13 protein-coding genes, 2 tRNA genes and 6 pseudogenes are annotated in these 25,175 nt (G+C 67.1%); 12 read left to right on the top strand and 9 right to left on the bottom strand.

All coding sequences use genetic code 11. The features are described from left to right. The first annotated feature begins 165 nt into the window (after positions 1 to 165). The 4 genes and pseudogenes from FQ389_RS00805 (at position 166) to FQ389_RS00790 (ending at position 12,437) form a co-directional block, all read left to right on the top strand. Positions 166 to 883 (top strand): annotated as a pseudogene (locus FQ389_RS00805) (DUF1906 domain-containing protein). 556 nt (positions 884 to 1,439) lie between these two features. Further along, positions 1,440 to 10,673 carry a type I polyketide synthase gene (locus FQ389_RS00800; RefSeq protein ID WP_144205802.1) on the top strand — a complete coding sequence of 3,078 codons (9,234 nt, stop codon included), beginning with the start codon at positions 1,440 to 1,442 and terminating at the stop codon, positions 10,671 to 10,673. Between the two features lie 27 nt (positions 10,674 to 10,700). Further along, positions 10,701 to 11,093, top strand: coding sequence for a holo-ACP synthase AcpS (gene acpS / locus FQ389_RS00795; RefSeq protein ID WP_144205801.1), 393 nt, complete (start codon positions 10,701 to 10,703; stop codon positions 11,091 to 11,093). 18 nt (positions 11,094 to 11,111) lie between these two features. Next, positions 11,112 to 12,437, top strand: a complete 1,326-nt coding sequence (locus FQ389_RS00790) for a dipeptidase (protein ID WP_144205800.1) — start codon at positions 11,112 to 11,114, stop codon at positions 12,435 to 12,437. On the opposite strand, the gene bcp is transcribed toward FQ389_RS00790, so the two are convergent. Beyond that, positions 12,434 to 12,907, bottom strand: a complete 474-nt coding sequence (gene bcp / locus FQ389_RS00785; protein ID WP_144205799.1) for a thioredoxin-dependent thiol peroxidase — start codon at positions 12,905 to 12,907, stop codon at positions 12,434 to 12,436. The genes FQ389_RS00790 and bcp overlap by 4 nt on opposite strands. 81 nt (positions 12,908 to 12,988) lie before the next feature. On the opposite strand from bcp, the gene FQ389_RS00780 reads away from it, so the two are divergent. The 5 genes and pseudogenes from FQ389_RS00780 (at position 12,989) to FQ389_RS00760 (ending at position 16,721) form a co-directional block, all read left to right on the top strand. Next, positions 12,989 to 13,216 carry a DUF3618 domain-containing protein gene (locus tag FQ389_RS00780; protein ID WP_144205798.1) on the top strand — a complete coding sequence of 76 codons (228 nt, stop codon included), beginning with the start codon at positions 12,989 to 12,991 and terminating at the stop codon, positions 13,214 to 13,216. Between the two features lie 128 nt (positions 13,217 to 13,344). After that, positions 13,345 to 13,692 carry a hypothetical protein gene (locus FQ389_RS00775; RefSeq protein ID WP_260860324.1) on the top strand — a complete coding sequence of 116 codons (348 nt, stop codon included), beginning with the start codon at positions 13,345 to 13,347 and terminating at the stop codon, positions 13,690 to 13,692. A gap of 327 nt (positions 13,693 to 14,019) precedes the next feature. Further along, positions 14,020 to 14,724 carry an ABC transporter ATP-binding protein gene (locus FQ389_RS00770; RefSeq protein ID WP_144205797.1) on the top strand — a complete coding sequence of 235 codons (705 nt, stop codon included), beginning with the start codon at positions 14,020 to 14,022 and terminating at the stop codon, positions 14,722 to 14,724. Further along, positions 14,721 to 15,869 carry an ABC transporter substrate-binding protein gene (locus FQ389_RS00765; RefSeq protein WP_144205796.1) on the top strand — a complete coding sequence of 383 codons (1,149 nt, stop codon included), beginning with the start codon at positions 14,721 to 14,723 and terminating at the stop codon, positions 15,867 to 15,869. The genes FQ389_RS00770 and FQ389_RS00765 overlap by 4 nt, the downstream gene beginning before the upstream one ends. A 63-nt stretch (positions 15,870 to 15,932) precedes the next feature. Continuing rightward, positions 15,933 to 16,721: pseudogene (locus FQ389_RS00760) on the top strand (ABC transporter permease). Here the strand turns inward: FQ389_RS00760 and FQ389_RS00755 are convergent. The 3 genes and pseudogenes from FQ389_RS00755 to FQ389_RS00745 form a co-directional block, all read right to left on the bottom strand. Further along, a pseudogene (locus FQ389_RS00755) lies at positions 16,664 to 16,933 on the bottom strand (DUF3556 domain-containing protein); the annotation flags it as partial. The pseudogenes FQ389_RS00760 and FQ389_RS00755 sit on opposite strands and share 58 nt — an antisense overlap. Continuing rightward, positions 16,867 to 17,034 carry a DUF3556 domain-containing protein gene (locus FQ389_RS21855; protein WP_407662715.1) on the bottom strand — a complete coding sequence of 56 codons (168 nt, stop codon included), beginning with the start codon at positions 17,032 to 17,034 and terminating at the stop codon, positions 16,867 to 16,869. The gene FQ389_RS21855 and the pseudogene FQ389_RS00755, both read right to left, overlap by 67 nt. 287 nt (positions 17,035 to 17,321) lie before the next feature. After that, positions 17,322 to 17,394: transfer RNA gene (locus FQ389_RS00745), tRNA-Lys, on the bottom strand. A 371-nt stretch (positions 17,395 to 17,765) separates the two neighbouring features. On the opposite strand from FQ389_RS00745, the gene FQ389_RS00740 reads away from it, so the two are divergent. Next, positions 17,766 to 18,932, top strand: coding sequence for a L,D-transpeptidase (locus FQ389_RS00740; protein WP_407662714.1), 1,167 nt, complete (start codon positions 17,766 to 17,768; stop codon positions 18,930 to 18,932). Between the two features lie 410 nt (positions 18,933 to 19,342). Here FQ389_RS00740 and FQ389_RS00735 read toward each other — a convergent pair. Continuing rightward, a tRNA-His gene (locus tag FQ389_RS00735) sits at positions 19,343 to 19,418 on the bottom strand. Between the two features lie 45 nt (positions 19,419 to 19,463). Beyond that, a complete protein-coding gene (orn, locus tag FQ389_RS00730) occupies positions 19,464 to 20,111 on the bottom strand; it encodes an oligoribonuclease (protein ID WP_144205794.1) in 648 nt (215 codons plus the stop codon). A gap of 104 nt (positions 20,112 to 20,215) precedes the next feature. Between orn and FQ389_RS00725 the strand changes: the two are divergent. After that, positions 20,216 to 21,500: pseudogene (locus FQ389_RS00725) on the top strand (helicase HerA-like domain-containing protein); the annotation flags it as partial. Positions 21,501 to 21,522: 22 nt separating this feature from the next. Here FQ389_RS00725 and cmrA read toward each other — a convergent pair. Continuing rightward, complete coding sequence (cmrA, locus tag FQ389_RS00720; protein WP_144205793.1) at positions 21,523 to 22,329, bottom strand: mycolate reductase; 807 nt, start codon at positions 22,327 to 22,329, stop codon at positions 21,523 to 21,525. A gap of 101 nt (positions 22,330 to 22,430) precedes the next feature. Between cmrA and FQ389_RS00715 the strand changes: the two are divergent. Then, a pseudogene (locus FQ389_RS00715) lies at positions 22,431 to 23,583 on the top strand (MFS transporter). Here FQ389_RS00715 and FQ389_RS00710 read toward each other — a convergent pair. Then, on the bottom strand, positions 23,580 to 24,365 hold the full coding sequence (locus FQ389_RS00710; protein ID WP_144205897.1) for an MmpS family transport accessory protein: 786 nt from the start codon (positions 24,363 to 24,365) through the stop codon (positions 23,580 to 23,582). The pseudogene FQ389_RS00715 and the gene FQ389_RS00710 sit on opposite strands and share 4 nt — an antisense overlap. 69 nt (positions 24,366 to 24,434) lie before the next feature. Next, positions 24,435 to 25,053, bottom strand: a pseudogene (locus FQ389_RS00705) (SACE_7040 family transcriptional regulator). Positions 25,054 to 25,175 lie beyond the last annotated feature (122 nt).

The raw sequence follows: 25,175 nt of genomic DNA, 5'->3' as shown, positions 1-25,175 counted from the left end.
CCGACGGTCTTCGGTGTGCACGCCGGGCGGGCGGCTGCGGCGTGTCGCCGCCCTGGACGCACACCCGGGGTAATGGCGCCACCAAACGCAGCCGGCCAAGATATGACGAGCTGTGGCCTGTGTGATTCGTGTGTCTATTGAGGTTTGTGTCCTACCCTGTGTGATGTGTCGATTTCGCGCCGTGACGTGCTCAAATTCGGCCGCGACCCGGCCCTGGTAGGTGTCGGTGTCCGCGGTGTCGTCGCTGTCCGCCGCGCCGGCCTCGGCGTCGCTGGGCACCCTGTTGGACTACGCGGCGGGCGTGATCCCCGCCAGCCAGATCCGCGCCGAGGGCGCCGTGGGCTCGATTCGCTACGTCTCCGACCGGCGGCCGGGCGGCACTGGATGCTGGGCAAGCCGATACAGCTCGCCGAAGCGCGTGACTTACATAGCACGGACTGAAGATTGTCTCGTGCTACCAATACGGCAAGGGCAACACCGCTGACTGGCTCGGCGGCGCCAGTGTCAGGCTGCAGCACGCCACGCGGGGGCTGGAGCTGCACACCACGGCCGGCGGTCCCGCCACCGCTCCCAATCTACGCGTCGATCGACGACGATCCGTCCTATGAGCAGTACAAAAGTCAGGTCGCGCCGTACGTGCGGTCCTGGGAGTCGGTGATCGGACATCAGCGGACGGGTGTTTACGCCAACTCCAAGACGATCGACTGGGCCTTGCACGACGGCCTAGGTTCCTACTTCTGGCAGCACAACTGGGGATCGCCCGAAGGCTTCACCCATCCGGCGGCGAATCTGCACCAGGTCGAGATCGATTAAGCGTAGCGTCGGCGGAGTAGGCGTGGACATCAACGAGATCCTCAAGCCGCAGTTCGGGCAGTGGGCCTAGCAACCTCGCGCCGACGCAAAGATTGCGGACCCCATACCGATAACACCGGGCTTGCGCAAGTCGGTTCCAGCAAACACGCGTTCGCCCATCGTTGCGCTGGACGGCGCGCGCTGGCCGCGCGCGGGGGGCGCCGCGGCCGCGTCGCGCGCAAAACGCCATACGAATTCTTAACATAACTATTTGATAACAATGCCGCTTTGAACAGGGCGGTTATAGCTACTCGACCGTAACCACCTGCATGCAGGACATTTGTTCTGGATACCCGTGGGGCCGGTTAATCCGTGTGTTACCCACAACACGGTTACCCGTGCGTAGAACTCGCCAGTAACCAATCCGGGCCGAAAAATGAGCCGAAATCTTATGACACTCTTAGTGCAGCCGATGCAGTCCGCTGCGCCGCTCGGTCCGCGAGAGTGGCCCGCCGAGAACACACCGGTGAACCGTTTTGGCCGCGATTCAAAGCGGAATCGACCCCAAGGCACAGGGGGTCCCGCCCGCCGGGGCGTTTAGCCTGCAGAACGAACCGATACGTGAAGACGCATACAGGGAGATACAGGTGACGATCCACGAGCACGACCGGGTGTCCGCTGACCGCGACGAGGACAACCCACAAAGCACCCACGCCCTGGTTGACCGTCTCGCGGCCGGGGAGCCCTACGCAGTCGCGTTCGGCGGCCAAGGCAGCGCCTGGCTGGAGACCCTCGAAGAACTGATGTCCTCGGCCGGAATCGAGACCGAGATCGCCACCCTGGTGGGCGAGGCGGAGCTGCGGCTCGAACCGGTGGCCAAGGAGCTGGTCGTGGTACGCCCTATCGGCTTCGAGCCGTTGCAGTGGGTGCGCGCGCTGGCCGCCGAGGACCCGGTGCCCGCGGGCAAGCACCTAACGTCGGCCGCGGTGTCGATGCCGGGTGTGCTGCTCACCCAGATCGCGGCCGGCCGCGCGCTGGCCCGGCAGGGCATGGACTGGGCTGCGACGCCTCCAGTCGCCGTCGCGGGCCACTCGCAAGGGGTGCTGGCCGTCAAAGCGTTCAAGGCTTCCGGTGCGCGGGACGTCGAGCTGCTGGCCCTGGCGCAGCTGATCGGCGCGGCGGGGACGCTGGGCGCGCGTCGGCGCGGCATCTCGGTCCTCGGTGACCGCCCGCCGATGGTGTCGGTCACTAATGCCGACCCGAAACGCATCGCCGCGCTGCTCGACGAGTTCTCGCAAGACGTCCGCACCGTGTTGCCCCCGGTGCTGTCCATCCGCAACGGCCGCCGGTCCGTCGTCATCACCGGCACGCCGGAGCAGCTGTCCCGGTTCGAGCTCTACTGCCAGCAGATCTCCGAGAAGGAAGAGGCCGAGCGTAAGAACAAGCTGCGCGGCGGCGACGTCTTCGCGCCGGTCTTCGATCCGGTACGCGTCGAGGTGGGCTTCCACACCCCGCGGCTGGCCGACGGCATCGACATCGTCGGCCGCTGGGCCGAGAAGGTTGGCCTGGACGTCGCGCTGGCCCGGCAGCTGGCCGAGTCCATCCTGGTCAACCAGGTCGACTGGGTCGAGGAGATCACCCAGGTCCACGAGGCCGGCGCGCGCTGGATCCTCGACCTGGGACCCGGTGACATCCTGACCCGGCTCACCGCACCGGTGATCCGCGGCCTCGGCGTCGGCATCGTGCCGGCCGCGACCCGCGGCGGGCAGCGCAACCTGTTCACCGTCGGCGCCACCCTCGAGGTGGCACGGCCCTGGTCGTCCTACTCGCCGACCTTGGTAACCCTGCCCGACGGGCGGACCAAGCTGTCGACGAAGTTCACCCGGCTGACCGGGCGGTCGCCGATCCTGCTGGCCGGCATGACCCCGACCACCGTCGACGCCAAGATCGTTGCCGCGGCGGCCAACGCCGGCCACTGGGCCGAGCTGGCCGGCGGCGGTCAGGTGACCGAGGAGATCTTCGCCGCCCGCATCGACGAGCTGTCCCGGCTGCTCGAGCCGGGCCGCACCTACCAGTTCAACACCCTGTTCCTGGACCCCTACCTATGGAAGCTTCAGGTGGGCGGCAAGCGGCTGGTGCAGAAGGCCCGCCAGTTCGGCGCCGCGATCGACGGTCTGGTGATCAGCGCCGGCATCCCGGACCTCGAGGAAGCCGTCGAGCTGATCAACGAGCTCAACGACGTCGGCATCAGCCACGTCGTCTTCAAGCCCGGCACCGTCGAGCAGATCCGCTCGGTTATCCGCATCGCGACTGAAGCACCCACCAAAGCGGTGATCGTGCACATCGAGGGCGGCCGCGCCGGCGGTCACCACTCCTGGGAAGACCTCGACGACCTGCTGCTGGCGACGTACTCGGAGCTGCGGTCGCGGTCGAACATCACTGTGTGCGTCGGCGGCGGTATCGGCACCCCTGAGCGGGCCGCCGAATACCTGTCCGGTCGCTGGTCACAGTACTACGGGTTCCCGCTGATGCCGATTGACGGCATCCTCGTTGGCACCGCGGCGATGGCCACCCTGGAGTCGACCATGTCGCCGTCGGTCAAGCGGATGCTGGTCGAGACCACTGGCACCGACCACTGGATCGGCGCCGGAAAAGCCCAGGGCGGCATGGCTTCCAGCCGCAGCCAGCTGGGCGCCGACATTCACGAGATTGACAACTCGGCCTCCCGCTGCGGCCGGCTGCTCGACGAGGTCGTTGGGGACGCGGATGCCGTCGCCGAGCGCCGCGACGAGATCATTGCCGCGATGGCCAAGACCGCCAAGCCCTACTTCGGCGACGTCGGCGAGATGACCTACCTGCAGTGGTTGCAGCGCTACGTCGAGCTGACCATTGGTGAGGACAACTCCACCGCGGACACCGCTGGAATATTGGGGCCCGACAGCCCGTGGCTGGCCGACACCTGGCGCGACCGCTTCCAGCAGATGCTGCAACGCGCCGAGGCGCGGCTACACCCGCAGGATCACGGCCCGATCCAGACCCGGTTCAACGACGAGGCGCTGCTGGACAACCCGGAGCAGGCCATCGCGACGCTGCTGCAGGACTACCCCGACGCCGAAACCGTGCAGCTGCACCCGGCCGACGTGCCGTTCTTCGTCACCCTGTGCAAGACGCTGGGCAAGCCGGTCAACTTCGTGCCGGTCATCGACAAGGACGTGCGCCGCTGGTGGCGCAGCGACTCGCTGTGGCAGGCGCACGATGCCCGCTACGACGCCGACCAGGTGTGCATCATCCCCGGCATTACCGCGGTCGCCGGTATCACCCAGATGGACGAGCCCGTCGGTGAATTGCTGGACCGTTTCGAGCAGGCCGCGATCGAGGAGGTGCTGGGCACCGGTGTCGAGCCGACACCGGTGCGCTCGCGTCGGCTGGGTCGCCCGGATGTGACCGGGCCGCTGGCCGTTGTGCTGGATGCCCCCGATGTGGTGTGGGCCGGACGCACCACCACCAACCCGGTACACCGCATCGCCGACCCGGCCGACTGGCTGGTGCACGACGGGTCCGAAGGCCAGCGCGCCACCCACTCGTCCACCGGCGCACGGCTGCAGGTGCAGTCGGACAACGGTGCCGGAACCGAGCACGTCGTGCTCAGCGTCCCGGTGTCCGGGGTGTGGATTGACATCCCATTCACGTTGCACCCCAACACTGTTGACGGTGGCATACCGGTCGTCTCCACCGAAGACGCCACCGCCGCGATGCGCGCGGTGCTGGCCATCGCCGCCGGCATCGACGGCCCGGAGCTCTTCCCGGCGGTCACCGACGGTTCGGCCACCGTTACGGTGGACTGGGACCCCGAGCGGGTCGCCGACCACACCGGCGTCACTGCCACCTTCGGCGAGTGGCTGGCGCCCGGTCTCACCACCGTGCCCGACGCGTTGGTCGGCCTGTGCTGGCCGGCGGTGTTCGCGACGATCGGCTCCGCGGTCACCGAGGCCGGTGTCCCGGTTGTCGAGGGCCTGCTGAGCCTGGTGCACCTCGACCACGCCGCCCACGTCGTCGGCAAGCTTCCGGCCGACCCGGCCCAATTGACCGTTACTGCAACGGCTTCGCCGGCCGTCGACACCGACATGGGACGGGTGGTCCCGGTCTCGGTGACGGTCGTCGGTCCCGACGACGCGGTGATCGCCGCCCTCGAAGAGCGGTTCGCCATCCTCGGGCGTACCGGTGCCGGTGAACTTACCGACCCGCAGCGGGCCGGGGGCGCAGTGTCGGAGAACGCGACCGACACCCCGCGGCGCCGCCGCCGCGACGTCAAGCTCACCGCGCCCGTCGACATGCGGCCCTTCGCGGTGGTGTCCGGTGACCACAACCCGATCCACACCGACCGGACGGCCGCACTGCTGGCTGGGCTGGATTCGCCCATCGTGCACGGCATGTGGCTGTCGGCCGCCGCGCAGCACACCGTGACCGCCACCGACGGCCAGGCCCGTCCGCCGGCCCGTCTGATCGGCTGGACCGCGCGCTTCCTGGGCATGGTGCGTCCGGGTGACGAGGTCGACGTTCGCGTCGATCGCGTCGGAATAGACCAGGGCGCAGAGGTTTTGGAGGTAGCCGCACGCGTCGGATCCGACCTGGTGATGTCGGCGACCGCGCGACTGGCCGCACCCAAGACCGTCTACGCTTTCCCCGGCCAGGGCATCCAGCACAAAGGCATGGGCATGGAGGTCCGCGCCCGGTCCAAGGCCGCCCGCAAGATCTGGGACGACGCGGACAAGTTCACTCGTGAGACCCTGGGCTTTTCGGTGCTGCACGTGGTGCGCGACAACCCCACCACGCTCATCGCCAGTGGTGTGCACTACCACCACCCCGACGGTGTGCTGTACCTGACGCAGTTCACCCAGGTCGCGATGGCCACCGTGGCGGCAGCTCAGGTCGCCGAGATGCGCGAGCAGGGCGCGTTCGTCGAAGGGGCCATCGCCTGCGGTCACTCGGTCGGTGAATACACCGCGCTGGCCTGCGTGCTCGGTGTTTACGAGCTGGAAGCGTTGCTGGAAACGGTGTTCCACCGCGGCTCGAACATGCACGACATCGTGCCCCGCGACGAGATGGGCCGGTCCAACTACCGGTTGGCGGCCATCAGGCCGTCCCAGATCGACCTGCCCGACCACGAAGTCAAGAGCTTTGTCGCCGGAATCGCCGAGCGCACCGGGGAATTCCTGGAGATCGTGAACTTCAACTTGCGTGGTTCGCAGTACGCGATCGCCGGTACGGTGCGCGGTCTCGAGGCGCTCGAGGAAGAGGTGGAGCGGCGCCGCGAAACCACCGGCGGCAAGCGCTCATTCATCCTGGTGCCGGGGGTCGACGTGCCGTTCCACTCGCGGGTGCTGCGGGTCGGGGTTGCGGACTTCCGCCGCTCGCTGGAACGCGTCATGCCGCGCGACGCGGACCCCGACCTGATCATCGGTCGCTACATCCCCAACCTGGTGCCGCGGCCGTTCACGCTGGACCGCGACTTCATCCAGGAGATCCGCGATCTGGTGCCGGCCGAGCCGCTCGACCCGATCCTCGCCGACTACGATACCTGGTGTGCCAAGTGGCCGCGGGAGATGGCCCGCATCGTCTTCATCGAGCTGCTGGCCTGGCAGTTCGCCAGCCCCGTGCGCTGGATCGAAACGCAGGACCTGCTGTTCATCGAGGAGGCCGCGGGTGGCCTGGGCGTGGAGCGGTTCGTCGAGATCGGTGTGAAGTCCGCGCCGACCGTCGCCGGACTGGCGATCAACACCCTCAAGCTGCCCGAATACGCCCACAGCACAGTCGAAGTGCTCAACGCCGAGCGTGACGCGGCGGTGTTGTTCGCCACCGACACCGACCCCGAGCCCGAGGAGGCCGCGGAAACCGAGGTCGCGTCGGCGCCGGAAGCCGCCGCACCGGCCGCGGCTCCGTCCGGTGCTCCGCGTCCCGACGACCTCGCGTTCGACGCCGCCGACGCCACGCTGGCGTTGATCGCGCTGTCGGCCAAGATGCGCATCGACCAGATCGAGCAACTGGACTCCATCGAGTCCATCACCGACGGCGCATCGTCGCGGCGCAACCAGCTGCTGGTCGACCTTGGCTCGGAGCTGAACCTGGGCGCCATCGACGGGGCGGCCGAGGCCGACCTGGCCGAGTTGCGGGCCCAGGTCACCAAGCTGGACCGCACCTACAAGCCTTACGGCCCAGTGCTTTCCGATGCCATCAACGATCAGCTCAAGACGGTCCTCGGCCCGTCGGGTAAGCGTCCGGCCGCGATCACCGAGCGGGTCACCAAGACCTGGGAGCTCGGTGAGGGCTGGGCCAAGCACGTGACCGTCGAGGTCGCGCTGGGCACCCGCGAGGGCACCAGCGTTCGCGGCGGTGCCCTGGGGCACCTGCACGAGGGCGCACTGGCCGACGCCGCCGCCGTCGACAAGGTGATCGACGCGGCGGTCGCTGCGGTGGCCGCGCGCCACGGTGTGTCGGTGGCGCTGCCGTCCGCGGGCGGTGGCGGCGGCGCGACGATCGACGCCGCCGCACTGAGCGATTTCACCGACCAGATCACCGGCCGCGACGGCGTGCTGGCGTCGGCGGCCCGCCTGGTGCTGGGCCAGCTGGGCCTCGACGACCCGGTCAGCGTCTCGTCGACGGCGACCGACGCCGAGCTCATCGATCTGGTCACCGCCGAATTGGGTTCGGATTGGCCACGTTTGGTGGCACCGTCGTTCGACGCCAAGAAAGCGGTCGTGTTCGACGACCGCTGGGCCAGCGCCCGTGAGGACCTGGTCAAGCTGTGGCTGTCCGACGAGCGGGACATCGACGCCGACTGGAAGCGGCTGTCCGAGCGCTTCGAGGGTGCCGGCCACATCGTCGCCACCCAGGCTATCTGGTGGCAGGGCAAGGCACTCGCGGCCGGCCGTCAGATCCATGCGTCGCTGTATGGCCGGATCGCCGCGGGCGCGGAAAACCCGAACCCGGGTCAATACAGCAGCGAGATCGCCGTCGTGACCGGAGCGTCGAAGGGTTCGATTGCGGCCTCGGTCGTGGCGCGGCTGCTCGACGGCGGCGCCACCGTCATCGCGACAACGTCCAAGCTCGATGACGACCGGTTGGCGTTCTACCGTAAGCTCTACTGCGATCACGCACGATTCGACGCAGCGCTGTGGGTGGTGCCGGCCAACATGGCGTCCTACTCCGACATCGACGCGCTGGTCGAGTGGGTCGGTACCGAGCAGAGCGAAAGCCTTGGGCCGCAGTCGATTCACATCAAGGACGCACAAATCCCGACGCTGCTGTTCCCGTTCGCCGCCCCGCGTGTGGTCGGCGACCTGTCGGAGGCGGGTTCGCGTTCTGAGATGGAGATGAAGGTCCTGTTGTGGGCCGTGCAGCGGCTCATCGGCGGTCTGTCGAAGATCGGTGCCGAGCGGGACATCGCGTCGCGACTGCACGTGGTGCTGCCCGGCTCGCCCAACCGCGGAATGTTCGGTGGTGACGGCGCCTACGGCGAGGCCAAGTCGGCGCTGGACGCACTGGTCAGCCGCTGGCACGCGGAATCCTCGTGGGCGACGCGAGTCAGCTTGGCGCACGCGCAAATTGGCTGGACCCGCGGTACCAGCCTGATGGGCCACAACGACGCCATCGTCAGTGCCGTCGAGGAAGCCGGTGTCACCACCTACTCCACCGACCAGATGGCCGCGATGCTGCTGGACCTGTGCGACGTGGAGTCCAAGGTGGCGGCGGCCAGCCGGCCGATCAAGGCCGACTTCACTGGCGGACTCGCCGACGTCGAGCTCGACATGGCCGAACTGGCGACCAAGGCGCGCGAGCAGGCCACTGCCGCAAGCGCGGAGGCCGACGACAAGAGCGGCCCAGATGACCCGGGAACCGTTGCCGCACTGCCATCCCCGCCCCGTGGGTACACCCCGGCGCCGCCGCCGGAGTGGGCCGACCTCGACGTCGACCCCGCTGATCTGGTGGTCATCGTCGGTGGTGCGGAGCTGGGCCCGTACGGGTCGTCGCGCACCCGCTTCGAGATGGAGGTCGACAACGAGCTGTCAGCCGCCGGCGTGCTCGAGCTGGCCTGGACCACCGGACTGATCCGCTGGGAGGATGACCCCCAACCGGGTTGGTACGACACGCAATCCGGCGAGCTGATCGACGAGGCCGACTTGGTTGAGCGTTATCACGACGCCGTCGTGGAAAGATGTGGAATTCGCGAGTTTGTCGATGACGGGTCGATTGACCCCGACCACGCGTCACCGTTGCTGGTGTCGGTGTTCCTCGACAAGGATTTCTCGTTCGTCGTCTCCTCCGAGGCCGACGCCCGCTCGTTCGCCGAGTTCGACCCCGAGCACACGGTGATCCGGCCGGTGCCCGACTCCAGCGACTGGCAGGTGATTCGCAAGGCGGGCACCGAGATTCGGGTGCCGCGTAAGAACAAGCTGTCGCGCGTCGTCGGTGGTCAGATCCCGACCGGGTTCGATCCCACCGTGTGGGGCATCAGCGCGGACATGGCCAGTTCCGTCGATCGACTGGCGGTGTGGAACATCGTGGCCACGGTCGACGCGTTCCTGTCGGCCGGTTTCAGCCCCGCCGAAGTGATGCGCTACGTGCACCCGAGCCTGGTCGCCAACACCATGGGCACCGGCATGGGTGGTGGCACTTCGATGCAGACGATGTACCACGGGAACCTGTTGGGCCGGAACAAGCCGAATGATGTCTTCCAGGAAGTTCTGCCGAATATCGTTGCCGCGCACGTGGTTCAGTCCTACATCGGCAGCTACGGGTCGATGATCCACCCGGTCGCCGCGTGCGCCACCGCCGCGGTGTCGGTGGAGGAGGGTGCCGATAAGATCCGGTTGGGCAAGGCCGAAATGGTCGTCGCCGGCGGTATCGACGACCTGACGCTGGAAGGCATCATCGGCTTCGGTGACATGGCGGCCACCGCCGACACTCAGATGATGCGGGCCCGGGGCATTCACGACTCGAAGTTCTCCCGGCCCAACGACCGTCGGCGGCTCGGGTTCGTCGAGGCTCAGGGCGGCGGCACGATCCTGCTGGCCCGCGGTGACCTGGCGCTGAAGATGGGTCTGCCAGTGCTCGCGGTGGTTGCCTTCGCGCAGTCCTACGGCGACGGTGTGCATACCTCGATCCCGGCTCCGGGTCTGGGCGCCCTGGCGTCCGGCCGCGGCGGCAAGGACTCGCCGCTGGCCCGCGCGCTGGCCAAGGTCGGGGTGAGCGCCGACGACATCGCCGTGATCTCCAAGCACGACACGTCGACGCTGGCCAACGACCCCAACGAGACCGAGCTGCATGAGCGGCTGGCCGACTCGCTGGGCCGGTCCGAGGGCGCGCCGCTGTTCATCGTCTCGCAGAAGAACCTCACCGGGCACGCCAAGGGCGGCGCGGCGGTCTTCCAGATGATGGGTCTGTGCCAGATGCTGCGCGACGGCGTGATCCCGCCCAACCGCAGCCTGGACTGCGTCGACGACGAACTGTCCGGGTCGGCTCACTTCGTGTGGGTGCGCGACACCCTGCGGCTGGGCGAGAAGTTCCCGCTCAAGGCGGGCATCGTGACCAGCCTCGGGTTCGGCCACGTGTCCGGACTCGTCGCGCTGGTGCATCCGCAGGCCTTCATCCTCGCACTGGAACCGAGCCAGCGCGAGGACTACCAGCGCCGCGCGAACGCCCGGCTGTTGGCCGGTCAGCGCCGGCTGGTCTCGGCCATCGCGGGCGGAGAGCCGATGTACAAGCGGCCACCGGACCGTCGCTTCGACCACGACGCTCCGGAGAAGCGGCAGGAGGCGACGATGCTGCTGAATCCGGTCGCGCGACTGGGCGACGACGACGCCTATGAGGTGCCTGCCGGATGACTTCGGTGATCGGTTAGCCGGCGAGCCATGGGCATTGTCGGTGTGGGGATAGATCTCGTTTCCATCCCTGACTTCGCCGAGCAGGTCGACCAGCCGGGCACCGTCTTCTCCGAGACGTTTACGCCCGGCGAGCGTCGGGACGCCTCGGACAAGAGCTCATCGGCGGCGCGTCACCTCGCGGCGCGCTGGGCGGCGAAAGAGGCCGTGATCAAGGCGTGGTCGGGATCGCGGTTCTCCCAGCGCCCGGTGCTGCCGGAAGACATCCACCGCGATATCGAGCTCGTCACCGACATGTGGGGACGCCCACGGGTGCGGTTGTCCGGGGACATCGCCAAGCACCTGGCCGAGGTGACCATTCATGTGTCGTTGACGCACGAGGGCGATACCGCGGCCGCGGTGGCCATCCTCGAAACGCCGTGACCGCATAACCTCGAAACCATGAGCGATCCGATCGAGCGCGTCCGTGAGCTGCTGCCCTCGGTGCGCCGCGACCTCGAGGACCTGGTGCGCATCGAATCGGTGTGGGCCGACCCCGGCCGCCGCGACGAGGTGCACAAAAGCGCACAAGCAGTGGCTGACCTGTTGTCCCAGGCCGGGTTTGGCGATGTGCGCATTGTCAGCGAGGGTGGCGCCCCGGCCGTCATCGCTCACTATCCGGCGCCAGCCGGTGCGCCCACCGTGCTGCTGTATGCCCACCACGACGTGCAACCCGAGGGTGACCGCAGCCAGTGGGCGTCGCCGCCGTTCGAGCCGATCGAGCGCGACGGCCGGCTGTACGGGCGTGGCACCGCCGACGACAAGGCCGGCATCGCAACGCATTTGGCTGCCTTCCGGGCCCATGACGGCAATCCACCCGTCGGTGTGACGGTGTTCGTCGAGGGCGAGGAGGAATCCGGGTCGCCGTCGCTGGGCCGGCTGCTGGCCGCCCATCGCGACGCGCTGGTCGCCGACGTTATCGTGATCACCGACTCGGACAACTGGAGTACCGAGATCCCGGCGCTCACGGTGACGCTGCGCGGTCTGGTCGACTGCGTGGTGGAGGTGGCCACGCTCGACCACGGGCTGCACTCCGGCCTGTGGGGCGGCGTGGTACCCGACGCGCTAACCGTGCTGGTGCGGCTGCTGGCCAGCCTGCACGACGACGACGGGAAAGTGGCCGTCGCCGGATTACACGAAAGTACCGCTGCCGCAGTGGATTACCCGCCCGAGCGGGTGCGTGCTGACTCGGGCCTGCTGGACGGGGTGTCCGAGATCGGCTCCGGGTCGGTGCCGCAGCGGCTGTGGGCCAAACCCGCGATCACCGTGATCGGGATCGACACCACGCCCATCGACAAGGCGTCGAACACGCTGATCCCGCGGGCCCGGGCCAAGATCAGCATGCGCGTCGCGCCCGGCGGTGACGCGGCCGCGCACCTGGACGCGATGACCGCGCACCTGCAACAGCATGTACCGTGGGGCGCCCAGCTCACCGTCACCCGCGGCGACCTGGGCGAGCCCTACGCGATCGACGCCAGCGGCAGCGTCTACGACGCCGCCCGGCACGCCTTTCGCCAGGCGTGGAGAACCGACCCGATCGACATGGGGATGGGCGGGTCGATTCCGTTTATCGTCGAGTTCGCCGCGGCGTTTCCCGAGGCGAAGATCCTCGTCACCGGCGTGGAAGATCCCGGGACACAGGCCCACAGCATCAACGAGAGCCTGCATCTGGGCGTCCTAGAACGCGCGGCGACCGCCGAGGCGCTGCTGCTGGCCAACCTGGCCTAGACGGACAGGTCGCGGCGCAGCTTGGCGACGTGACCGGTGGCCTTGACGTTGTACCGGGCGACGGCGATCTTACCCTTCTCGTCGACCACGAACGTCGAACGGATGACGCCGGTGACCGTCTTGCCGTACATCTGCTTTTCGCCGTAGGCGCCGTAGGCCGTCAGCACCTTACGGTCGGGATCGGACAGCAGCGGAAATGTCAGCCCCTCAGCGTCGCGGAACTTGGCCAGCTTCTCGGGCTTGTCGGGGGAGGTCCCGACGACGTCGAGCCCGGCCTCGTTGAGCTCGGCCAGGCTGTCGCGGAAGTCGCACGCCTGTATGGTGCAGCCCGGCGTTGAGGCTGCGGGGTAGAAGTAGACGATGACGCGCCGGCCCTTGTAATCGGCCAGCGACACCTTGTTGCCGTCAGCGTCGGGAAGACTAAATGCGGGTGCTTTGTCCCCCGGCGCCAGGCGCGTGGTCTCGGTCAAGGTGCTTCCCCTTTCGGTTCACCAGAGCGTTGGCACTAGGGTAGTTCGTCAGGCGCACCGGGCGACATGGAGAACAGACACGTGGTGGACCGCGATCCCGACACCATCAAGCAGGAGATCGATGCCGCCCGCGACCAGCTCGCGGCCACCGTCGACTCCCTTGCCGAGCGTGCCAACCCGCGCCGCCTGGCCGACGACATCAAGGTCCGGGTGATCGGATTCGTGACAAAACCCGCGGTTGCCGCCTCGCTGGCCGGCATCGGGGCCCTGGTCGTCGTGATCGTGGTGCGTCGGGTCAGGAACCGCTGACCCGCTCGCGGCGGCCGTCGAACCGCGGCGGTCGGCGTCGATCGGATCCTGCACGAGTCCGGAGGCGCGGAAGCCAGCCTCTATAGATAGATCCCTACGGCTCGAAGGCGGTTCTGGTCGACGCCTACTTGGCGGTGTTGGACCACGCCAATCGGAAGCGATGGGACGACGCCGCCGCGACCTTGACCAGCTCGACCGAAGGCGCTGGGTTTTTCGATTTGGCCATCGCCAACGGGTCGCGCTGCGACTTTCCTGGTTGCCTCTACGCCACCGTCGTCACGGAATTTCCCGGCGAGCGTTTCGCGCCGATCGACGCGCACCGCGCCGGTGTCGCGCGCCCCGCCGCGACGGCCCGCCAGCTGCAGCTGCTCTACGGCGGGGCCCTGGCGGGCTCCAAGCTCGCACAATCCGTGGTGCCGATCGAGATCAGCCGGCGCCTGGCTGCCGACTTCATCAGCCGGGCCCGGCGCCGTTAACCCGCCGCGGCGGCAGGCCGGTTCCGATCAGCGCGATCCGATTTCGCCCGACGGAAGAACGTGGTCATGCCGGCGTTCTGCTGGCAGCGCGTTCATCGGTTCTCAACCACATTGAAATGTATTGCGTTGCACAGAAACGAGTTTCGTTGCTGCTGCGAAATTCGTGCGACGACTCCTCGGCCGCCCCGGCGCCCGGCCGGTGTCAATGCGCCGCGCGCCGGCTCAACCGAAATAGACAGAGCGGTCTGTCTGTGGAAGCGTCGCGATCTTGCCGAGCCTCGGTGACATGTGCAGCCGGTGCCGGATCGCACCGAAAGGACAACGGTCGTGCCAGCTGGCACAGTACGAATAGTCAATGGCTACAAGCACTTCGGGGCGGCAATTCCGGCTGACCTGACCATCGACGACGGCAATTTCTTGGCGGTCCTCGGGCGAAGCGGAAGCGGCAAGCCCACCCTGCTCCGGGTGATCGCCGGGCTGGAAAACTTGACGTCGGGAACGGTCGAGTGGTCGGGCGGCGACGGCGTGACCCGACCGCACACCGGCGTGGTGTTCCAGCAGCCGCTGCCCATGCCGTGGTTGACGGCGGGTGAAAACGTCGTGTTCGCAGAGCGATTCGCCGCGAATCGCAAATCCTTCGAGCCCGAGTACGCCCGCGAGTTGCTGCTGCGGTTCGACTTGGAATACATCATTTACCAGTATACCGATGAGCTCTCGGGAGGCCAGGCCCAGCGGGTTTCGATCATCCGGGCGGTCGCGACCCGGCCGCGCCTGCTGCTGGACGAGTCGTTCAGTGCCCTCGACCCGGCCATCCGCGGCGATTTGCAGACCTGGCTGGCCGACCTGGCCGCCGAACTCGGGATCACGGTGGTGCTGGTCACCCACGACGTCGACGAGGCCTTGCTGCTGGCCAGCCGCATCGTGCTGCTCGGCGGCGACGGACGGATCCGACGGGAATGGCGCCCCGGTGATGCCGACAAAGAACAGCTGCGGCAGGAAATCCTGGACCACTACCGCATGGCCGATCAGTGAGCGGCCGTCTGCTCACCTTTCGGTCGGCGCTGACGGGCGCGGTCGCGCTGGCCGCAGCGGGGGGACTGGCCGGCCTGGCCGACCTCGCTCGCGCCGCGACCGTCGACCGCACCAACACCAGCGGGCAGCTGCGCATCGGCTACCTGCCGATCACCGATGCCGCGCCGCTGCTGATCGCCCATTCGGCCTGCCTGTATCAGCCGGGCGTCGTGAGTTCGGCGCGGCCTGTGCTCTTCCGCAGCTGGGCGTCGCTGGCCGAGGCGTTTGTCACCTGGCAGGTCGACGCCGTGCACATGCTGATGCCGACGGCGCTGCAGCTGCGGTTCTTGTTGGGCAGCGCGGTTCGGGTGTTGAGCTGGAACCACACCAACGGCAGCGCGTTGACGGTCGCGCCGCACATCACCGACCTCGGGCAGTTGCCGGCACCGAAGTCGCGATCCCGTTCTGGTGGGTCGATCCACAACATCATCCTGCAGGAGCTGTTGCGCACCCACGACCTGGTCCCGGTGGTGCGCCGCAGCGCCGCACGCAGCGCCAGGACCGTGGAGCTGATCGTGATGAGCCCGACGGGCATGGTGCCGGCGCTGGCCAATCGATCGATCAGCGGCTACGTGGTGGCCGACCCGTTCAACGCGATGGCCCAAGTGCGCAAGATCGGACGCGTCCACACCTTTCTGGGCGACGTCTGGCGCGACCGCGCCTGCTGTGTGGTGCTCGCCAACCAGGACCTCATCGACAATCGACCGCAGGCGGCGGCCTCCCTGGTCAACTCGATAGTGCTTGCCCAGCAACGGATCAACGCCGACCGTGTCGCGGCTGCGGCGAAGTTGTCGACGGGAGGCTACCTGCCGCAGCCGGTGCCGGCGATCAAGACCGCCCTGACCTACCTCGCCCAGGACTACCGCTTCGCGCATCCGGATTGGCAACCGCAGCGGCTGGGTTTCCAGCCGTTCCCGTTCCCGAGCTTTACTCGGCGGCTGGTGGAGGCCATGCATGACACCGTCGTCGACGGCGACCGGCAATTCCTGTCTCGCCTCGACCCCGCCACCGCGCATGTGCAACTCGTTGACGACACCTTTGTACGGACCGCGCTGACCGCACACGGCGGACCGCAAAACTTTGGTCTGCCAACTGATCTGACCTGAATCGAACAGGTGCAGCCGTTATGACCACCAAAGGAATCAGTTCCGTGGACGACCTGGCCGCGGATGAGGCGGTGCTTGCGGCGAGGACACCGACACCCAAGTGGTCGCTGCTGCCGCTCCTGGCCACCGGCGCTGGCGATCGTGGTGGCGGTGGCGATCTGGTGGCTGGCCACCGCCGTGCGGGCTGCCCCGCACTCGCTGCTGCGTCAGACCACACCCGGCCAGGTGCTCAAATCCCTCGTCGAGCTCTACCAACGCGGGGCGCTGCTATCCGACGCCGAGGTCAGCCTGTGGTGCTTGCTGGTCGGGCTGCTGGTGGCCGCCGTCATCGGAGTGCCCACCGGGCTGCTGATCGGCCTGAACGACGTCGCCGACCGCGCCACCCGCCCGGTGGTGCAGTTTCTGCGGATGATCTCACCGCTGTACTGGGCGCCGATATCGGTGGCGATCTTCGGGATCGGCAACCAGCCGGTGATCTTCCTGATCGCCGCCGCGGCGGTGTGGCCGATCCTGATCAACACCGCCGCCGGGGTGCACGCCGTCGATCCCGGCTACCTGCAGGTCGCCAAGTCTTTCGGCGCCATCCGAACCGAGTTGCTCACGGTCGTGGTGTTGCCCGCCATCCGCGGGCACTTGCAGATCGGCCTGCGGGTCGCACTCGGCATCGCGTGGGTGGTCCTGGTTCCCGCCGAATGCTAGGGGTACGTTCGGGTTTGGGCTATCAGATCCTAAACGCGCGATCAGTTGGCCTACGGTCAGGTGGTAGCGGTCATTGTGATTATTGGTGTCATCGGCTACCTGCTGGACCTTGGCGCGCGGCGCCTGCTGTCGTCGGGGCGCGGCGACCGGTAACCGACATGCACCGGCAGGTCGTCGGCCCACGGCTGGGAGGTGTCCATGTCGTCGACGTCGACGTAGCCGCGCTCGAATTCACCCGTCGCCGCGTCCACGAGTCGGTACTCCTGTCGGCGCCGATGGATGGGTTGTGCATTCAGAATCACCACCCGGACGTCGCCCGGCTCGAACCCGCACCGCTGCTGCATCGCCTGCACCAGGCATTCGTCGATCCCATCGGCGGGAAGTAGCGGCCGGCCAGCGGCCCGAAACAACAACCGAGGCCGACCACCTCGAAGAGCATGGTGAACAGCGCGGCCTTCTGGAACACGATCGGCTCCGACCACCAGCTGCCGATGTCGGTGAAGCCGCCGATGCCGGCCGTGGTCCACGGCTAAGAACCAGCCGCCGAAAATGTTAGAGCGCGATGCAGCTCGCCTGGCTCCCTGGCGCCGAGAAGAAACTACTACCAACAACTGCGGATGCGGACGAATATGACGTCAGCAGGTCCCGCGAGACTGCAACTGGTGACGCCTCTTCTCACGAAATGCGTCGCGGAATACAGTTTCGCGCATAGAGGGCTCGGGTGCACAGCTGCACGCCAGCAATGGAGGTAAGTGCGCCGTCAGGGTTTCGAACCCCGGACCCGCTGATTAAGAGTCAGCTGCTCTACCAACTGAGCTAACGGCGCGTCGGTTATCCAGACCGCTTTGCGACAATAACAGGCGTTCGGCCGCAGTACGAAATCCCGGATCCCTTCCAGGGTAACCGGCGGGGCCCCGGGCATTCATAAACGTTGCGCCGGGGCGCACCGATGGGTCAACGGGCGACTTTCGGGATCGGCGCCGGCGAGTTGGCGGCCGTGACGCGGCGCGCTCCCGCTGGCCGACCGGTGTGGATTCGCGGCGGCGACACCCTACCCCGCAACTCATCGAAGGCGGCGTAAGGGTGGCGAAAAAGCCATTAGAATGTTGACAACCAAGCAGGGTCAGCGGTGACCGGACGTTACAGGATGATGTGAAAGGTCACTTGATGAATCCTTTGCGAAGACGACAATCGTGGATGGCCATCGCCATAGTTATGTTTGCTAAGCTCGCTGCGGCCTGCAGTAGCGGCCATACCGCAGCGCCCGCAAAGGTCATCTTCGACAAGGGCACCCCGTTTGCCGACCTACTCGTCCCCAAGCTAACCGCCTCGGTGTCCGACGGAGCCGTGGGCGTCACCGTCGACGCACCCGTGACGGTGAGTGTCGGCGACGGCGTGCTGGGGTCGGTCACGATGGTCAACGACAACGGCCGGACCATCAACGGCCAACTCAGCCCCGACGGGTTGCATTGGTCGACCACCGAGCAACTCGGCTACAACCGCCGCTACACGCTGACCGTCAAGGCGCTCGGATTGGGCGGCGCGGCCAGCCGGCAGATGACATTCTCGACGAGTTCGCCCGCGCACCTGACGATGCCCTACGTCGCCCCGGGCGACGGCGAGGTCGTCGGCGTGGGTGAGCCGGTGGCCATCCGGTTCGACGAGAACATCGCAAACCGCGCCGCGGCGCAGAAGGCGATCAAAATCACCACCAACCCGCCCGTGGAGGGTGCTTTCTACTGGCTGAACAACCGCGAAGTCCGTTGGCGTCCAGAGCATTTCTGGAAGCCCGGCACGAGTGTCGATGTGGCGGTCAACACCTACGGCGTGGATTTGGGCGACGGGATGTTTGGCGAGGACAACGTCAAGACCCACTTCACCGTCGGCGACGAGGTGATCTCGACCGCCGACGACACCACCAAGATGGTGACCGTTCGGGTCAACGGTGAGGTCGTGAAGACCATGCCGACATCGATGGGCAAGGACAGCACCCCGACGGCCAACGGCGTGTACATCATCGGCGGCCGGTATCGGCACATCATCATGGACTCGTCGACCTACGGCGTTCCGGTCAATTCGTCCAACGGATATCGCACCGAGGTGGACTGGGCCACGCAGATGTCCTACAGCGGCGTCTTCGTCCACTCCGCGCCCTGGTCCGTCGGTGCACAAGGTCACACCAACACCAGCCACGGCTGCCTGAACGTGAGCCCGAGCAACGCCCAGTGGTTCTACGACCACAGCAAGAGCGGGGACATCGTCGTGGTCGTCAACACCGTCGGGCCGACCCTTCCCGGCGACGAGGGCCTTGGTGATTGGAACATTCCCTGGCAGCAGTGGAAAGCCGGCAACGCCGACACCTGATGGTGTCGCAGAGCCTAGTTGCGGCGCAGGGGATTACGCCGGGCCAGTGCCCGAGCCGCGCGGGTAGGTGGCTACGCGCAGACGAACAGGGGTTCGCAGACGACCGTGAACGTGCAGCCCGACGCGGCGGGGGCTGTGAACGCAAGCACCAGGGCAAGGACGACTTTGCACTTCAGACCAGACATGACCACTCCGTAGCTAAGTAATCTCGCGATAGTACGCGACGCAACGGTGCGAAAGCGGCGGTCGGCAATTCGGGGTCCGCCAGCGCCGTCACGGCGATGCAGCAGCGGTCAAATGTTCTGTTCTTCCCGGACACGGCGACGACTGATACCGTGCACACCCCGCCGCATTGACCGTGAAATCAACACGGCCCCACCTGTATTCGGATAGGTAGCGGTGCGACTTAGTGGGGTGAGTGACGGGACTCGAACCCGCGACATTCAGGACCACAACCTGACGCTCTACCAACTGAACTACACCCACCATGGCTGCCGCCGGCCGGAGCCTAACAAGCAGCAGCTGTCAATCTTAGCGGTTATGTGGCTCGACGGCCGAATCAATTGGCTGCGAAGCGTCCTGTCCATCCCCCAGATCGGTGGCCACCGCCGCAATTTCGCTGGTAGACGGCCCCGGCAGGGGTACGAACGCGGTGCGCCGATAGAACTGCAGCTCGCGGATCGACTCCCGGATGTCGGCGTGCGCCCGGTGGGCAAGCCCCTTGGCGGGTTGGCCGTAGTAGATGCGAGGGTACCAGCGGCGGCACAGTTCCTTGATCGAGCTGACGTCGATCATTCGGTAGTGCAGAAACGAGTCCAGGGCGGGCATGTCGCGCGCGATGAACGAGCGGTCAGTAGCGATCGAGTTGCCGGCCAACGGCGCCGTTTTGGGCTGCTTGATGTGCTCGCCGATGTAATCCAGCACCATCGCCTCCGCGGTGGCGACGTCGACGGTGGACGCCCGCACCTCGTCGATCAGCCCGGAGCGGGTGTGCATCTCCGTGACGACGTCGATCATCGACGACAACGCCGCATCGTCGGCGTGGATCACCACGTCGATACCGTCGCCGAGAATGTTCAGATCAGCATCCGTGACCAGAGCTGCGATCTCGATCAACTTGTCCCACTGCAGATCCAACCCGGTCATTTCGCAGTCGATCCACACCAATTCGTCGCGCACAGCGCTCAGCGTATGCCCACGTAAGGCCCTGCCCCCGCCGCACCCTGGCAAGTAGTGTGAGCATTGCTGGACTTTGCAATTCTCAGGGGAGAGGGTGGGACGCGATGAAAACCGAATCGGCGGCGGACGGGGCGGCTCAGCGGATTGCGAGCGGTTACGCCGTCCAGGCGCTGGAACTCGGCACGGTGGTCTCGACGGCGCCGCCGACCCCACGGCACAGATCCGCATCCCACTCGCCACCATCAACAGGCACGGTTTAGTGGCCGGGGCGACGGGCAACCGGTAAGACCAAGAACCTGCAGCTGATTGCCGAACAGCTCAGCGCCGCGGGGGTGCCGGTGTTGATGGCCGACGTGAAGGGCGATCTGTCGGGCCTGTCCCGCCTCGGGGAGGCCAACGACAAGACCGCGGCGCGAGCCAAGGACACCGGCGATGAGATCTCAAGTCCCTTGGCGGAGTGTCGTCGACCACTGCGGGCGTCATCCTGCGGGCCCTGGTGAATCTCGAATCCGAGGGCGGGGACACGTTCTTCGGCGAACCGAAGCTCGACCCGCGCGATCTGCTGCTTGTCGATGATCAGGGCCGGGGGATCATCTCTCTGCTCGAGTTCAGCGGTCAGGCGTTGTGCCCGGTGATCTTTTCCACCTTTCTGATGTGGGTGCTGGCGGACCTGTTCACCGTGTTGCCCGAGGTCGGCGACGTCGACAAGCCGACGCTGGTGTTCTTCTTCGAAGAGGCCCACCTGTTGTTCACCGACGCGTCGAAGGCGTTCCTCGAACAGGTCGAACAGACCGTCAAGCCGATCCGCTCCAAGGGGCGTCGGGCGTTCTTCTGCACCCAGTTGCCCACGTACCTGCCCAACGATGTGCTCTCCCAGTTGGGCGCCCGAGTCCAGCACTCCCTGCGTGCGTTCACCACCGACGACCAGAAGGCGCTCTCCAGGACCGTCCGCACCTACCCGAAAATCGATGTCTACGACCTGGAATCGGCGTTGACATCGCTGGGGATCGGTGAGGCCGTGGTCACGGTGCTCTCCGAGAAGGGGGCGCCGACGCCGGTCGCGTGGACCCGTATGCGGGTGCCGCGGTCGCTGATGGCCGCCATCGACGCCCAGGCCATGGCCGCGATGGTGAAAGCCAGTCCGCTGCAGGAGAAGTACGGCCAGACGGTGCTGCAGCCCGAAACTGCCAGAGTGCCCCCAAACCGCCAACGTGACGGAACGCACCGAACCCGACACCCCGGCGCCGCTGACCGACGTCGACATCCCCCGATGCCGGCGCCTACGAACTCAAGGGCCCGGCCATGTGGGAGGAATTGCTGAAGGACCCGACCGTCAAAAGCGTTATCAACACCGCGATACGCGAAGCGGTCAAGAGCATCTTCGGCACTCGGCCGGCGCCGCAAGTAAGCGTCAGCTGCCACCCAGCTTTTTGTAGAAGCTGCCGACGATCGGCGCGACGATCGCGCGGGGCGCATACCCGCTGCCCACCGACATCACTTTCGACGTCAACCCCGGAACCACGCGCGTCTTGTTGCGCTCCAACGCATTCAGTGAGGCCCGCGCGGTGTGTTCGGTCGAGATCCACAGAAAGTCGGGCACCAGCCGTTCGACCAGGGACCGTTCGGTCTCGTCGGGCAGATCGGTGCGCACCGGCCCGGGCGCCAGCAGCGTGACGTGCACACCCGAGCGACGCAGTTCGCCGCGCAACGACTCGCTGAACGTGTTGACGAACGCCTTCGAGGCCGCGTACGTCGCGTTGTAGGGAATCGGCGAATTGCCCGCCGTCGAACCGGAAATCAGGATGCCGCCTGCCCCGCGCTCGACCATGCCCGGCAGCACGGCCAGCGTAAGGTCGTGCACCGCTACGGCATTCAGCTGCACCTGGGCCTTTTCGCTGGCCGGGTCCAGCCCGGACACCGGACCGAACGTTCCGGTCCCCGCGTTGGCGCACAGAATCGAGATGTTGCGGCCCGCCAACTCGTCACACAGTTTGGCTCGTTCGGTGGGGTCGGCGAGGTCGGCGGCGCGCACTTCCACGATGACGCCGTACTTCTCGGCCAGTCGTGCGGCGAGGGCGTTGAGCAGTTCTTCGCGCCGCGCGGTGACGATCAGGTTGTGTCCGCGCGCGGCCAATTGGGCTGCCAGCGCTTCACCGATGTTCTGCGAAGCTCCGGTGACAACGACGCGCGCATATGGGCTGGGAGCGGGAACCGGCATGCCGCCAATCGTAGACAGCCGTCGGACTTTGCCCGACAACGACCACAGCAGGGGCACGCCCGCGCGCCGGCTTGTCGGCCCAACAAATTAGATTGCCGGGCATGGGCCAACCACAGCCGGGCACGAGCATGATCGAGCGATCCCGGGTGGTGGCGTGGGCGCTGTGGGACTGCGGATCGACCGGCCTGAACGTGATCGTCGTGACGTTCGTCTTGCTCTGTCTACCTGACCAGCAGCGCGGGGGAGAGCTTGCCCGGCAAGACGACGCCGGAAAGCTGGCTAGGGCGGACCGGGGCGACAGCCGGGCTCACGGTCGCGGTGCTGGCGCCACTGGTCGGCATGTGGGTGGCATCACCGCATCGTGCTCACCGGAATGGCGGTCACGCTGACCGGCGCGATGTTTCTGATCCACGACCCGTCCCCGTCTACCTTTGGGCCGGTTTGGCGTTGCTGGGCGCCACAGCGGCCTGCGGTGATCTGGCCAGCGTGCCGTACAACGCGATGTTGCGTCAGCTCTCGATGCCGCAGACAGCCGGCCGGATCTCCGACTTGGGGTGGGCGTCGGGCTACCTGGGCAGTGCGATCGACTGCCCGACACCGGCGAGGTGTACCAACCGACGATCATGCTGGGCGGTTACCGCAAGCTTTGGAGCGAGATTTCGGCGGAGTGGAAGCGCGACCGCAATCTGGTCTACATTCCTGGGCGCCGCGCGCTGTTCCGGGACGGCCTGGCGGCGGTATTTGCGTTCGGTGCGGTGCTGGGCGTCAGTGTGTACGGGGCATCTCGCCAGCCAACGTCCTGATCTTCGGTGTCGCTGCCAGCGTGGTGGCGGCCGTGGGCGCGGTTGCCGGCGGCTTCGCCGATCACCGGCTCGGATCCAAACCGGTCATCGTCGGGTCCCTGGTGGCGATCATCGCCATGGCGCTCGCCATGATGGCGCTGTCCGGGCCGATCGCCTTCTGGGTGTGCGGGTTGGCGCTTTGCCTGTTCATCGGGCCGTTCGCAGTCCTTGGCGCGCGCCCTGCTGCTGCAGATGGCCACGCAACGGCAGGGAAGGGGTGGCGTTCGGCCTCTACACGATGACGGGCCGAGCCGCCGCGTTAGCGCCGTGGCTGTTCTCGGTGTTCGTCGACGTCTTCGGCGCCGTTCGCGTCGGGCTGGGCGGGATCTCACTGGTGCTGATCGCCGGATTGCTCGCGATGCTGGCGGTCCGGGTCCCGCCGCGGCACGTCTCGGTCGTCGACCAGCTCTAGCGAGCGGCGGAGTCGCAGACGGTGATGCCGGCCCCGACACGCTGGCGCACCTGGACTCCGTCGATGGTGACCGTGCAGGTTACGTTGTGGCCGATGTTGATGATCGTGACGCTGGCCGGATGCGCCGCAGACTGGGACAGGCTGACCTGTTTCCGCCACGGCAACGAGACGTTGAATTCGGTCTGGATGACGTCGCCGGTGTCCCAGTAGGTGACGCTGATCGCGCGGCCTTCGCCGCTGACGTCGTAGACGACGGTCTGCATCGCGCCCGGGGTGGCCGACGGGCCGGCCGAGCCGCTCGGCGACGGCGCCGGCAGCAGCGTTCGCGGTGACGTCCGCGTTGAGGGCGTCGGTGTGGGACTGGGTGCGCTCGATCCGGGCATGGCTGGTAATGGCGGCACCGCCGTCTGAGTCTTGATCGCGCCGTTGGTCAGGACCAGCGCGATCAACAGCGCGACAACGAGCATCACCGCGGCGCCCGCGCCGATCAGCAACCAGTGTGGCGATCTCGGGCCGTCCGGTGGCGGCGGAAGCGTGCCCTCGGATGGCAGGCCACCCGGCGGCTGATCCTGCTGCCAGTACGCCGGCAGCTCCGCGGTGGGGTTGGTGTTGTTGCGACCCGGGGCCCACTGCGGCGCGTACCCGCCATAGGCGGGCGCGTAGGGCGCTTGGTCGGCGTATGCCGGGTCCGCGAGTGGCGCATTCCGCGAGCCAATCGGCCCGGTCGGTTGGGACCACACGTCGGGGCGACCGAACCGGTCGGGTCGACGTGGATCGTTCATGTCCACCTCACAAATTGCAGGGTACCGAAGCCGGGCGGCTGGGCGGGGATTCACTCGATCCCGCTCGGATCAGCCGCGCAGGCTTACGGCCCCCACCGCCGCGACGGTCATGGCCCGCGTGACGGTGCGCGATCGCGTCGCGCGGGCGGGCTTCTCGGTGGGCTTGATGCTGTGCGGCGTCGAGTTCAGTAACCCGAACACCGCGTGCGCGGCCACCCGCGCGTCGGCTTCGGCCAGGGCCGGGTTCAGCTCGCGCAGCACCGTGACCCATACCTCATACATACTGGCGCTGTGCTCGGCGGACCTGCCGTTCTGCGGGCGTGGGCAGGTGCGCCAGATCGCGATCTTGGATGCGGATCAAATCCGGTTCGCTGAAGGCGAAGTCGAGATGAGACTCGATCAAACCGTTCAGCGCGCCGATCGCGACGTTGTTGCGTTCGGTCACCTCCCGGGCCCCGTCGAGCAGCCGGGCGCTGGTCCCCACGAGCAATTCGGCGAGCATCGACTCCTTGTTGGAGAAGTGCCGATAGATGGCCGGTCCACTGACCCCGGCCGCTTCTCCGATGTCTTCGAGCCGGACCGCGAGGAACCCGCGCTCGGCGAAGAGATGTTCGGCCGCGGCCAGCAGTTGCAGTCTCCGGATTTCAGCCGGCTGCACGTCGGTAACCGGCAGGTCCTCGCCGATCAGGCCTAACTGGCGCAGCACCGTCGCCTGGTCCCAGTAGAGCCGTTCGCTGGCCATCAGGTCGCCGCGAAATCTCACCACGACCACGGCGGGCACCTCCAGCGTTGAGCCGGTCGGTGCCAGTC

The sequence above is a fragment of the Mycobacterium tilburgii genome (genome assembly GCF_902168065.1).
Taxonomy (GTDB): Bacteria; Actinomycetota; Actinomycetes; order Mycobacteriales; family Mycobacteriaceae; genus Mycobacterium; species Mycobacterium tilburgii.
The sequence above is the reverse complement of the archived record's forward strand: the minus strand, read 5'-3'. Positions and strand labels throughout refer to the sequence as shown.